The organism is Terriglobus sp. YAF25 (assembly GCF_052113305.1).
In the GTDB taxonomy this organism is placed as follows: Bacteria; Acidobacteriota; Terriglobia; order Terriglobales; family Acidobacteriaceae; genus Terriglobus.
The window spans coordinates 1-11,887 of sequence record NZ_JBFRCY010000169.1; the positions used below are offsets into that span (position 1 = coordinate 1).

At 58.3% G+C, this 11,887-nt stretch carries 13 protein-coding genes; 5 read left to right on the forward strand and 8 right to left on the reverse strand.

The genetic code is table 11. The features are described 5' to 3' along the window. From AB4043_RS09110 to AB4043_RS09145, 8 genes are all read right to left on the reverse strand, one after another. The coding region (locus AB4043_RS09110; protein ID WP_442306913.1) for a GTPase at positions 1-137 on the reverse strand (137 nt) is incomplete at its 3' end. Between the two features lie 103 nt (positions 138-240). Further along, positions 241-786: an SRPBCC family protein gene (locus AB4043_RS09115; protein ID WP_442306905.1), complete on the reverse strand. Its 546-nt coding sequence runs from the start codon at positions 784-786 to the stop codon at positions 241-243. After that, entirely contained in the window at positions 786-1,142 is a 357-nt protein-coding gene (locus AB4043_RS09120; RefSeq protein ID WP_442302254.1) for an ArsR/SmtB family transcription factor, read from the reverse strand. Before AB4043_RS09120 ends, AB4043_RS09115 begins: the two co-directional genes overlap by 1 nt. A 304-nt stretch (positions 1,143-1,446) precedes the next feature. Further along, on the reverse strand, positions 1,447-2,358 hold the full coding sequence (locus AB4043_RS09125; RefSeq protein ID WP_442302255.1) for a hypothetical protein: 912 nt from the start codon (positions 2,356-2,358) through the stop codon (positions 1,447-1,449). A gap of 252 nt (positions 2,359-2,610) precedes the next feature. Continuing rightward, positions 2,611-3,927 (reverse strand): dihydroorotase, encoded by a 1,317-nt coding sequence (locus AB4043_RS09130; protein ID WP_442306906.1) that lies wholly within the window; start codon positions 3,925-3,927, stop codon positions 2,611-2,613. Beyond that, positions 3,924-4,928, reverse strand: coding sequence for an aspartate carbamoyltransferase catalytic subunit (locus AB4043_RS09135; RefSeq protein ID WP_442306907.1), 1,005 nt, complete (start codon positions 4,926-4,928; stop codon positions 3,924-3,926). Before AB4043_RS09135 ends, AB4043_RS09130 begins: the two co-directional genes overlap by 4 nt. A gap of 71 nt (positions 4,929-4,999) precedes the next feature. After that, positions 5,000-5,569, reverse strand: a complete 570-nt coding sequence (gene pyrR / locus AB4043_RS09140) for a bifunctional pyr operon transcriptional regulator/uracil phosphoribosyltransferase PyrR (RefSeq protein ID WP_442306908.1) — start codon at positions 5,567-5,569, stop codon at positions 5,000-5,002. Between the two features lie 292 nt (positions 5,570-5,861). Then, positions 5,862-6,542, reverse strand: a complete 681-nt coding sequence (locus AB4043_RS09145) for a hypothetical protein (protein WP_442302259.1) — start codon at positions 6,540-6,542, stop codon at positions 5,862-5,864. 390 nt (positions 6,543-6,932) lie between these two features. Between AB4043_RS09145 and AB4043_RS09150 the strand changes: the two genes are divergently transcribed. The 5 genes from AB4043_RS09150 to AB4043_RS09170 all read left to right on the forward strand — a co-directional run. Then, the gene (locus AB4043_RS09150) at positions 6,933-8,408 is read left to right on the forward strand and encodes a S10 family peptidase (protein WP_442306909.1); all 1,476 of its coding nucleotides are present in this window, start codon (positions 6,933-6,935) and stop codon (positions 8,406-8,408) included. A gap of 413 nt (positions 8,409-8,821) precedes the next feature. Then, positions 8,822-9,445: a 30S ribosomal protein S4 gene (gene rpsD, locus AB4043_RS09155; protein ID WP_442302261.1), complete on the forward strand. Its 624-nt coding sequence runs from the start codon at positions 8,822-8,824 to the stop codon at positions 9,443-9,445. 2 nt (positions 9,446-9,447) lie between these two features. Continuing rightward, positions 9,448-9,681, forward strand: a complete 234-nt coding sequence (locus AB4043_RS09160) for a hypothetical protein (protein ID WP_442306910.1) — start codon at positions 9,448-9,450, stop codon at positions 9,679-9,681. A gap of 449 nt (positions 9,682-10,130) precedes the next feature. Further along, positions 10,131-11,372 (forward strand): nicotinate phosphoribosyltransferase, encoded by a 1,242-nt coding sequence (locus AB4043_RS09165; RefSeq protein WP_442306911.1) that lies wholly within the window; start codon positions 10,131-10,133, stop codon positions 11,370-11,372. A 170-nt stretch (positions 11,373-11,542) separates the two neighbouring features. Then, on the forward strand, positions 11,543-11,887 hold a 345-nt coding region (locus AB4043_RS09170), incomplete at its 3' end, for a four helix bundle protein (RefSeq protein WP_442306912.1).

Here is an 11,887-nt window from a genome sequence, read left to right on the forward strand (position 1 = left end):
ACGACCACAACGCCTACGTTGGGTTCGATGGTGCAGAACGGATAGTTGGCGGCCATCGCCTTGGCCGAGGTCAGCGCGTTGAAGATCGTGCTCTTGCCGACGTTCGGCAGGCCGACGATGCCACAGTTCAAAGCCATTGCTGGGGTGGGTCCTCTACTCTCAAAAAAGCTGTCTCTTTGATTGTAGAGGGCGCAACGAAAAATGGGCCTCGCTGAGGCGCTCCCCAATGAGGCCCGTTCGCTATTCTGCTGTTTCGTAAAGTGCTTCGGTATTGCGGTAGATGTCCCAGAAGGGCTCCAACGGCTTCTCCTCCAGCACACCTTCCAGTACCTCCAGATGCGTGTGCCAGCCCTTGGTGAATCCTTCCGCCTGACTCGCGTCGGAGACGCGGCGGTGTGTCAGGACAAAGCGGACCTTCTTGCCCTCGGGCGTGAGCTCGAAGATGACCTCGGATGGCTCTTCGCCTCCTCCCCAGCTCATACCGAAACGGCGCGGAGGCTCCCACACGGTGACTTTGYGTGTGCTGGTGAGACCGTTTTCATATTGTTTGAAACGTTCAGGAATCACGCCCGGATCAGGCGTCAGTTCCGCGTGTTTGAAGCGCATCTGGAACTCTTCGCCGACCGAGGTTCCCGCGTCTCCCTTCGCCAGCCACTTGCCGCGCTTCTCGCCGTCTGCCAGGTACTCCCACACACGTTCGATGGGGCCGGGGAACAGACGTTCGAAGCGGAAGGTGTCTGCATTGACGCGCACTGCGCGCTTGTCGATGATGGTTGCCTGCTTCACTATTTCTCTCCTTTCGATCTCGCATCCGCTGCTGCGTCCTGTTCCAGCAGCATCTCCAGACGATCCAGGCTGTCGCTCCAGAAACGTTCATAGAAGCGTAACCACTCGTCCGCCTTTTTCAGTTGCCGTGCCTCAAGACGGCACAGGTGCACACGGCCCATAATGCGCCTCCGCACCAGACCTGCGTTCTCCAGCACCTTCACATGCTTGGCTCCGGCAGCGAACGACATCTCGAAGCCGGCAGCCAGTTCACCGACCGAGTGCTCCCCACCCGTCAGCCGGCGCAGCATCTTACGTCGTGTGCCGTCGGAGAGTGCATGAAAGACCCGGTCGAGTTTCGCTTCTCGTTCAACCATGTGGTTGAGTATTGCTTGGAGTGAGGAGATTGTCAACTGGGAGGTTGAATGATGATTGAATAACGGAAGAATTGAATGATTGAATGACGCTACGCGCAGGCCTTCTTCAATTCTTCAATCATTTGGTTATTCAAAAAAAAGAGCGGACGCCGGGGGACGTCCGCTAAGGGAGGCTAGCTGTTTGTCTGTGCTGGAGTATTTTCCCTGTGGGTGTAGCGTAGGGCTTCCGCGTCTATTGGCGTTTTCCGCAATGAAAACGCCGCTGCACTCCTCTCTCGGGATACCCAGCAACAGGGAAAATACTCTACTGCTGTGAGGCCGCGGTGTTGTTTGCCGGGGGGACGACGCTGAGGTCGTCAGCCAGGCGGAAACGGACAAGCGACTCGGCAGGTAAGTCGATGTCCTTGTTGCCGGTCAGGCCAGCGACAGCTGTGCCTGCGCCGGCGCCCGAGAGGCCGCCGACCAGGAGGCCAACACCACCGGTGGCCAGGCCGCCGATCAGCATACCTGCGCCGGTACCACCGCCGATCCAGGCGGCGCTACGCTTGCCTTTGCCCTTCTTGGTGCGGGTAAAGGTGCCGGTTTCCAGCGGATACTCAGTGCCGTTCAGGGTCATGGTGGTGAGGCGAAGCTGCAGGATGGATGCGCCCTTGAAGTGACCGCGCTTGTGCGACTCCTCGACAACGCCGCCTACCGGTGTGCCGCGCGGCACGATCACGCGATCATTCACTGCGATAGGTTCGGCGATCTCGCCGGTGAAGCGAGAGCCTGCGGGCGTAGTCTTCACACTGATGTGCTGATTAATGCGGATCGCCATATTGGTTCCGGCGGGAATCCGAACATCGGCCGGCTTCACGATAGGCTTATTCGGCTCAGGTGCGACGGGACTCATGGGAGCGGCGCCGGACGCCGAGCCGGGAGCCGCCATCGGAGCTGCTGCCGTGCTGGTAGTGCCGGGAGTGCTGCCAGCGGGCGCCGGAGCGGTGGTCTGCGTAATGGTCTGCTGATGGGTTTGCGGATCGGGCGGTTGCACCGTCGTTGTGACGATATTGCCCTTACCATCATTGGTCACTACCTGCTGCGGTTGGCCGGTAGCTGTAGCCTGTTGTTTCGCTTGTTCCAGCGCTTTTTCATCCGCAGACTTGCAACCCGCAAGCGCACCGCACAACAACAGGGCCGCAGCGGTAGATGAAATTGTCTTCCAGGGGAGAAACATCGATCGTCCTCGTTTCTGATCGCGCCAGTGGGAGGGGAGGCGCGAGGTCGGTTCGAGTAATTCGATGCGTGAACGGCAGTTACAAGTTGTAAGTCGTGGGAAGTCGTTGAATAGTGGAATGGTTGAATAGTTTAGTCGCCAAACGGTCGGGCCGGTTCTGAACTTTTGTTAACGGGTTGATGCTCTCAAAGCAAAAAGCCCGGCATTCACCGGGCTTTTACCATTCAACTATTCAGCCATTCCACTATTCAACTACGCTTTGTAAACGATCCGTCCCTCCGAGATTGTCATCTTCACCACGCCCGGCAAGGTGTGTCCATCGAAGGGCGTGTTGCGTGACTTCGAGGGAGAGTTGCGGGCGTTGAAGGTCCAGGTCGACTTCGGATCGAAGAGCACGACATCGGCGAAGGCTTCAGGCGCCAGGGTTCCAYGTCCGCGGAGGCCCATGATGTGGGCAGGCGCGGTGCTCAACAGGTGGATCAGCCGCAGTAACGGCATACGGTGCTGATGATGCAGCATCTTGATCGAAAGTGAGAGTGATGTCTCCAGACCGGTGATGCCGTTCGGAGCCTTCTCGAACTCCTGCTCTTTCTCATGCACGGCGTGCGGAGCGTGATCGGTTGCAATGCAGTCGGCTGTGCCGTCCAGCAGTGCTGTCACCATCGCTGCTCGATCGGCTTCGCTACGCAACGGAGGATTCATCTTCGCGTGCGTGTTGTAGCCCTCGACTGCCTCATCGGTCAGCATGAAGTGATGCGGCGCTACCTCGCAGGTCACATGCAGGCCCGCGCGTTTGGCGTGACGGATGGCCTCCATCGCTTTCGCCGTGGACACATGCTGAACGTGCAGATGTGGACGTGGACCTTTGCCCGAGGTTGTCAGCTCGCGGACCAGGCGAATGTCGCGCTCCACAATGCCGGACTCTGCTTCCACCGACATGCCGCGCAGGCCAAGGCGGAAGGCGCGTGCGCCGGCGTTCATGCTGGCGCCCACGGTGATCTTGGTGTTCTCCGCATGCTGAATCATTGGCACGCCGGCGCGTGCGGCAGCGATGAGTGCCTGGTGCATGACGGCGTCCTGCAGGACCGGTTTGCCATCGTCGGAGACGCCGACGGCGCCGGCAGCTTTCAGCGAGCCGTACTCCGTAATAGCCTCGCCCATGCTGCCGCGGGTTGCGGCTGCCACGGGGAAGACGCGAATAACAGCGTTGCGTTCTGGCGAGAGCATCCAGCGGGTGATCTCTGGCGAATCGTTTACCGGAGAGGTATTAGGCATGCAGCATAGGGCGGTGAATCCACCCATCGCTCCGGCTTTGGTGCCGGACTCGATGGTCTCCTTGTGACTCTGTCCCGGTTCACGCAGGTGGACGTGGATGTCGACCAATCCCGGCGCGACGATCAGGCCGCTGGCGTCGATGACTTCAGCGCCTTCTTTCTTGGCCGTGGCATTGAGCTTGCCCGGATCGCCGAGTTCAACAATCTTATTGTCGTGAATGAGCAGATCGCGCGGACGATCGGTGCGCGATGGCGGATCAATCAGATGGCCGCCTTTGATCAGAATCGATTTCATGCGGCGCCTCCGTTCAACGCGCGTACGAGAAGCGCCATGCGGATGGCGAGACCGTTGCGGACCTGTTCCTCAATGGCGGAGCTTGGACCGTCGGCGATATCGGCCGTGATCTCCAGCCCACGGATCATCGGTCCGGGATGCATGACCACAGCGTTGGGTGCGTGTTTGAAGTAGCGATCTTCGTTGAGCTGGTACTGCTTCTGGTAGTCGGCTAGGTCAATCTGCATGCCCGCCAGCCGTTCCTTCTGGATACGAAGCATCATGGCGACCTGCGACTGCTGCAGCGCTTTATCGAAATCGCGCTCCAGGGTGATCCCGGAGGACAGATCAACGGCTTCCGGAGGAAGCAACTGCTGCGGTCCGCAGAGAATGACCTTTGCTCCCAGACGCGGCAGCAGCAGCGCATTCGAACGGGCTACGCGCGAGTGCAGGATGTCGCCGGTGATGCAGACGGTAATGCCGTCGAGCGTCGTCTCGGTGACGGCCTGCTTCTTCCCCAGGCGGCTGAGGATGGTGCGAAGATCCAGCAGCGCCTGCGAAGGATGCTCGTGCATGCCATCGCCCGCATTCAGCACCGGCAGGCCGGTATGTTTCGCCAGCAGATAAGGTGAGCCGGAGGCGTTGTGGCGCAGGATGATGCACTCCGCTCCCAGGGCGCGCAGCGTCAGCCCGGTGTCTTTCAGGCTCTCGCCCTTCTCAATGGAGGAGGACTTGTCGCTGACCAGAGTGGTCATTGCGCCGAGGGACTTTGCTGCAAGCTCAAAGCTGGTGCGGGTGCGCGTGCTGCTCTCGTAGAACAGCAGCGCGAGCTTGCGGTTTTCCAGCAGGGTCGCGTGCTTGCTCAGCGGTTCGGCGGCCAGGCGTTCGGCGAGCGCAAGAATATTGCTGACCTCTTCGAGCGAAAGCTGCGTGATGGAGAGCAGGCTGCCAGGGTGAATGCCGTCGGCTGGTGGTGTCGTAGCCTTCGGCTGCGGCGCCTGAGCTGCAGCCTTTTTAGGCACAGACTTCGGCGCAGATTTAGCGGCGGACTTAGTGGCAGGTGACATCAGGAGGTAACACGGGAAAACCTGGGTTAGTCGACTCGCTCCACGAGCAGAACCTGCTCCTGCTGGTCGACTTCGTTGAACTTCACTTCAATAATTTCGCGGTCAGTCGTTTGGACCTTACGGCCGATGAACTGCGCTTCGATGGGCAGTTCGCGCCAGCCGCGATCAATCAGCACCAGAAGTTGTACCGAGCGGGGACGTCCGTGGTCAAACAGGGCRTCGAGCGCGGCGCGGATGGTRCGGCCSGWGWAGAGCACGTCGTCCATCAGAATGATATCGCGGTCGTTGACGTCGAAACCGATCGCGCCGGGAGTCACCGTCGGCCGCGTTCCCGAGGTCGACAGGTCATCGCGGTAGAAGCTGATGTCGAGAACGCCGGTGTCGACCGTGGTCTTTTCAATCGCTCCGATCAGTTTCGCCAGACGCGCGGCCAAAGGAACGCCACGGCGTTTGATGCCGACCAGACCCAGGTTGGCCGCGCCATTGTTCTTTTCGACAATCTCGTGTGCCAGACGCACCAGGGTGCGCTCAATCTCTGAAGCAGACATCAGTCTGCCCTTTTCGCGGAGGGTGGGTTTCGGCTTTGACTCGCTCATTCTGCCCTCGAATGATACGTGGCCCACAGTCCGCAGGCAACCGGAGAGGTTACGGCCGGAAGTCGAAAGCTTTCCACAATGGCACCGGGGTCGTCGTCGGCCTTAACGGTGCCACTATATGGATTTTGCATGTATTCCGCATATCGGCCAGCGGACGAGGCGGTAAGCATATCGAGATATCCGTTCAACCTACGTCCAGAGGATGGCTCCCACCCGGTTCGAGCTTCGCCCGAATGTCCCACTCACGCTTTTGCGTGAATGGGGCACCCGGTGTATGGGCTATCTCGAGTCGCTAGTTGGCCTGTTTTTCCTTGTCCTTGTCGTTGTCGTCGAAGCTGATTTTGCCTGGCAGATCGAGCGCCACAAGACCGAAGCGGGTGACATCGCCTTTCTTCTCAATACCGACGATGTGTTGATGCTGCTTCGAACCGGCCCGCAGGTCCAGGTCGCCCTTGACGGAATCCGTTCCCTTGCCGTTTACGTTGACRTGGCCATCCTTCTCATCGCAGGTCAGGCCCTGGCCGGTGCGGGTGGGCGTTCCGATCGGCTTGCTGTCCTTGCAGGCGATGACGTCGCCATAGGCTGCAAGCGCCTTGCGGTAGTACGCCTCAACCTTGTCGGCTGAGTCGGAGGTGGTGTAGGTCACCGCCTTCACATGGATGCGGAAGTCCCCGAAACCCATATTGAAGTCGGCTGCATCGGGTTCTTCTTTGCCGTCCTTCTGTTTCAGTTCGAGGGAGGCGCCGGGATAGACGGGCAGGCCGAGACCGCTGATCACCTTCTCCGGGTCGGTCTTGACCTGCAGTCCTCCAAAAGGGGTGGCGACACGAACATCCTTGTTGCCGGACTCGCCACTGGAGGAGACGCGGCAGCCGGTGGCGAGCAGCGCAGTCGCAGATACGAGAGTGAGCAGGCAGACGGAGGTTTTCATAGTGATGGAAGGATACGGCGACTTCCGGAGATTCGTTCCCATTTAGAGCATTTTCCCTGTTGCTGGGTATCCCGGAAGGGACGTGCAGCGGCGTTTTCATTGCGGAAAACGCCCATAGGTGTGGGAGCTCCGCATTACACCCACAGGGAAAATGCTCCAGAGAAATTTTGCTTGACTTATCTGCATAGACAACACAATATGTTGTACGGTTCCATTGTTTGGGGCAATTAGGCTAGCTAACGATGCAGATTCCGGGCCCTTAGGGAGAGTCCGGCGGAGGCAAGTATGGTTAGCAATCCAAGTGTCACAACAATCCAGGCACCGACAAATCCTTGAGCGAGGCCTCACGTATGTGGGGCCTATTTTTTTGCCTGTAACCTGTTGCAAGAACGAAATCCCCCGTCCTGTATGAGCCGAGGTTTAAACATCACGATGAAGAAGCTTGTTTTTCTGGCATTTGCAACGGCTTCCTGTTTTGCGCAACAGAAGGAAGAGCCGCCGAAGGTTCCTGCCGCGCAGATCTCGCTCGATGGAAGTTGGCTGCCTGAAGCTCACATCAATCTCGAAAAGCCGGAGGAGGCTCCGGCGACTGCCCGCATCTTCTACACGGCTTATTTCAAGAAAGGAGCGAAGGCCGAGGAGCGGCCGGTGACCTTCCTCTACAACGGCGGTCCGGGCAGCTCGACGATGTGGTTGCATATGGGCTCGTTCGGACCGAAGCGTGTCATCACCAACGACACGCATCACGACCCGGCAGCGCCGTACAAGATCACGGAGAATACCTATTCGCTGCTCGACGTCTCCGATGTGGTTTTCATCGACATGCCCGGTGCGGGTTTCAGTCGTCTCTTCGGCAAGGATAAGGAGAAGGCCTTCTGGGGCATCGATCAGGACGCCCATGCCTTCGATCGTTTTGTCCGGCGTTTTCTGACCAAGTATTCGCGTTGGAATTCGCCGAAGTATCTCTTCGGCGAGAGCTACGGCACGACCCGTTCGGCGGTGCTTTCGAACATGCTGCAGAACAGCGGCGTCGATCTGAACGGTGTGATCCTGCTGAGCCAGATTCTGAACTTTGCCGACTCGGCCGACGGATCGCGTTCCGGACCCGGCAGCGATATGGCCTATGTGCTGTCGCTGCCCAGCATGGCGGCGACAGCGTTCTATCACCACAAGCTGCCCAGCCAGGGCGCGGCGCTGGAGCCCTTCCTGCGTGAGGTGGAGCACTTCGCAACGACAGACTATCTGCTGGCGCTGGCGAAGGGAGCCGACCTGGATGACACGGACAAGCGCGCTGTCGCCGAAAAATTGCACGGCTACACGGGGCTGCCGGTCGACTATCTGCTGCGTGCCGATCTTCGCGTCAACGGCGGTGGATTTTCCAAGATGCTGCAGCTTGGCGATGGTCTGACGACCGGCCGTCTGGACTCGCGCTATGCGGCTCCTGATATCGATCCGCTGGCTTCGGAGGCGGAGTACGATCCACAGGGGCAGGCCATCACTTCGGCCTACACCACCGCCATCAACAGCTACACTCGCGAGACGTTAAAGTATGGCGACCAGATGACCTACAAGCCAGGTGCTTACGGTGACCCAGGCTTTGACTGGGATATGCGCAAGGGGTTTGCCAACTTCGGTCGAAGCACCAATGTGATGACAGACTTGGCTAACTGCATGAAGGGTAATCCCAGGATGAAGGTCATGCTGCTGGGCGGCTATTTCGATCTCGGAACCCTCTACTTCGGGGCCGAGTACGAGATGAAGCACCTGCAGATTCCGGCATCGCTCGAAAAGAACATCAGCTACCACTTCTACGAGTCCGGGCACATGGTCTATCTGAACGAGTCGATTATGAAGCGCTTCCACGACGACACCGCCGAGTTCATCCGGTCGACACAGAACGGGAAATAACGATTCCATACGCCGCAAGACCTGGTCAGAGCATTTTCGCTGTAGGTGTAGAGTAGGGCTTCCGCATCTAGAGCATTTCTCCTAATACTGTAGCCTTGGAAAAATCTGCGAATGCCGTTTTCTTCGCGGAAAACGGCGCAAACAGCGAAAACTCCGCTCTACACCATTAGGAGAAATGCTCCATGGGCGTTTTCCGCAATGAAAACGCCGCTGCACGCTACCTCCGGGCTACCCAGCAACAGGGAAATGCTCTCAGACCTCGCCTCAGGGCGGGGTCTATACCTTTCAGGCGCTTTTTCTCGCAGTTCGATGTGTGTCCGTGGAGATCAATATAGGACTTGTTTAGTCTTAGTTCTGTCGACGGTTGAGGGACCCTCGACGATTTCTTGGTATCAGGAGGGGTCCTCAACGGTATGGGCCATCGGACAAAGTGGAAGATGCAGCGTGCGCTGGGGCTGGAACTGCCTGGTTTGGGGAAGCCCGGCGCGCTCGAAAAGAGGAACTATCCGCCAGGCCAGCACGGCCGCGAGCGTAAGCCGAAGTTGTCAGAGTTTGGGGCGCAGCTGCGGGAGAAGCAGAAGCTGATCTTCCACTATGGTCTGCGCGAGGAGCAGCTTCGCCGCTTTGTCCGCGTTGCCAAACGGGTGCAGCAGAATGGCAACTGGGCCGAGGCTCTGATCGGTCTGTTGGAGCGGCGTCTGGACAACGTTGTCTTCAGGTTGGGATTTGCACGCTCGATCGCGCAGGCCCGTCAACTCGTCAGCCATGGACACGTGCTGGTCAATGGCCAACGCGTGACAATCGGCAGCTATGTTCTGCGCGTTGGCGACTTCATCCGCCTGACAGAGAAGGCCGGTGGTGAGATGACTGGGACCTCCCGCACCAATCCCCGGCTGGGCCTGCCGAGTTATCTGCAGTTCGCTGCTGAAGGTGTCACCACCCATGGCACGGTACTGTCAGTGCCTGGCAATGAACATGTCCCTTTCGAGTTCAACCTGAGACAGGTGGCGGAGTACTACGCCAAGCGAGGAGTGTAGCGATGGCCTGTGCTGCCAGTGAAGAGYGCATGATGCTGGCCGAGGCCGAAGGCCTCGGCGGCGTTACCTTGTGTGCCTGCGGAACAGTACATCTCTCCGTGGGCGCTGTGACTGTCCGCCTGGCTCCGGAGGCATTTCTGCAGGCCGCGAAAATGTGTCAGCTGGCTGCCCGGCAGTTGACGCTGGAAGGCTTGCTGCAGGCGATGTCGCCGCAGGTGAATAGCACGCTGCATTGAGTCGTTGAATGGTTGAATCGTTGAATCGTTGAATAGTGCGATGCTTTGTGAGTGCCTATTTCGTCATAGGCCACAACGAACGTGGTTCATTGGAACACGCACGAGGATTGCCTCCGTTATAAAAGCGCTGAAAGCGCGCTCTATACCAGCCTGGGGCAACGCCCCGGGTTATCGGCCAAGTGAAAGCTGAGGGCTGAAGGCCCGATCTATAACTCTTAAATCCAAGCGAGCCAAGATGCCCCGGGGATCTTGGCTCGGACCCGTTGAAGAATTCTGCCGCTAAAGTAAAAGCCGGGCCATGTCCCCGAGGGACATGGGCACCCGGTGCATCGGTTATCTCCAATACGTCGATATTCTCTAACTGCAATCCGCTGCGGCTCCCAAGTAAGCCACCAGCAGCGGATGCGGTTTCTAGGACACCTACAGGGAAAATGCTCTAATGACTGCATATGATCTTGAACCTCGCGCGGCGGGCGCATAACCATAACTGGGCACTGGACCCGATCGTCCGCTCGCTGCTGGATACAGACTTCTACAAGCTGCTTATGCTGCAGTACATCTGGAAGCATTTTCGCGATGTCCAGGTGACCTTCTCCGTCGTGAACCGCAAGCCTGCCGTACGTCTGGCAGAGCAGATCGATATCGAGCAGTTGCGGTCGCAACTGGATCACGTACGCGGTATCTTCGAGCCTGCCTTTCTGGAATGGCTGGAACATGACTTCCGTCTTCCGGACTACCTGCTCGATGTTGTCGATGGACAAGTGAAGCTTGAGTTCGCCGGCGAATGGACGCAGGTGACGATGTGGGAGATCTATGCGCTCTCCATCCTGAGCGAGATGAAGACGCGTTATGGTCTGCGCGGCCTGAACGAGTTGGAGCTCGACATCCTGTATGCGCGGGCGAAGACACGGCTGTGGGAGAAGATCGAACGGATGCGTGCGATCGACGGCCTGCGCATCGCCGACTTTGGTACCCGCCGCCGTCACAGCTTTCTGTGGCAGGAGTATGTTGTCGATGCCATGCACTCCACGCTTGGCGACCGCTTCGCCGGAACCTCGAACACCTATCTCGCATACAAGCACGATATGGAAGCCATCGGCACCAACGCGCACGAGCTTCCGATGGCTCTGGCCGCGATGGCAAACACAGAAGAAGAGCTGTTGCAGTCGCAGTACAACGTGCTCGAGCTCTGGCAGCAGACCTACGGCGGAGCACTGCTGATGCTGCTTCCCGACACCTACGGTAGTACGCAGTTCTTTCGCAATGCTCCGGATTGGGTCGCAGCATGGACCGGTCTGCGTATCGACAGCAAAGATCCTCTTATCGCGGGTGAAGAATATATCGCGTGGCTCAAAGAGCGCGGTCAGGATCCGGCTCGAAAGCGCCTGATCGCAAGTGACGGGCTCGATGTAGACGAGATTCTTACCCTGCATCAGCGCTTCCACGGAAGGGTCCGCTTCAGCGCAGGCTGGGGAACACTACTGACCAACGACTTCCGCGGCTGCCATCCGCGCAGGGAACATGAGCTGGAACCGCTTGGTCTGATCTGCAAACTGCAGACAGTCAATGGGAGACCCGCGGTCAAGCTGAGTGATAACTATCAGAAAGCCACCGGGCCCGAGGAAGAGCTTGTTCGTTATCGCCGCGTGTTTGGAGTGGAAGGCGTCGAGAACGTTCCAGTCCTGGTGTAGCCCCAAAGTTGAAGACGTACTGCATGGGTAGTTATGGTTGTGCGTCTCCACCTTCATGCGGTCGGGCTCGACTTTTGAAGTTGAAGACGTACTGTATGGGTGGGATGGGTCCCGATTATTTTATTGAACCTCTTCTCGAATGGCTTTGAGCTGCTTAGACTGTTGGCATAATGGCGAAATCATTTCGAGAGCTGCTCGTCTGGCAGCGCTCCATGCAGCTTGCGGAGACAATCTTCCGCATCACCGAAGACTTTCCGAAGCGCGAAGTCTATGGGTTGGCTACCCAAATGCGACGAGCGGCGGTTTCCATTCCCAGTAACCTTGCGGAAGGCGCCAATCGAATAGGGCGCAAAGAGTTTCGACAGTTTGTGACGATCGCGCGAGGTTCAAACAACGAACTGCAGACCCAGATTGAACTAGCACAACGCGTTGGAATTCTACCGGCGGCGACCGCAATCACTGTTCAAAAGGAAGCAGAGGAAATTGGTCGCATGCTGCATCGGCTGTGGATCTAT

What these genes read in the sequence shown, in the direction of transcription:
- AB4043_RS09165 (WP_442306911.1), top strand. Translation starts at nt 10,131, where the DNA reads ATGATCTTGAACCTCGCGCGGCGGGCGCATAACCATAACTGGGCACTG.
- AB4043_RS09150 (WP_442306909.1), top strand. Translation starts at nt 6,933, where the DNA reads ATGAAGAAGCTTGTTTTTCTGGCATTTGCAACGGCTTCCTGTTTTGCG.
- AB4043_RS09125 (WP_442302255.1), bottom strand. Translation starts at nt 2,358, where the DNA reads ATGTTTCTCCCCTGGAAGACAATTTCATCTACCGCTGCGGCCCTGTTG.
- AB4043_RS09120 (WP_442302254.1), bottom strand. Translation starts at nt 1,142, where the DNA reads ATGGTTGAACGAGAAGCGAAACTCGACCGGGTCTTTCATGCACTCTCC.
- rpsD (WP_442302261.1), top strand. Translation starts at nt 8,822, where the DNA reads ATGGGCCATCGGACAAAGTGGAAGATGCAGCGTGCGCTGGGGCTGGAA.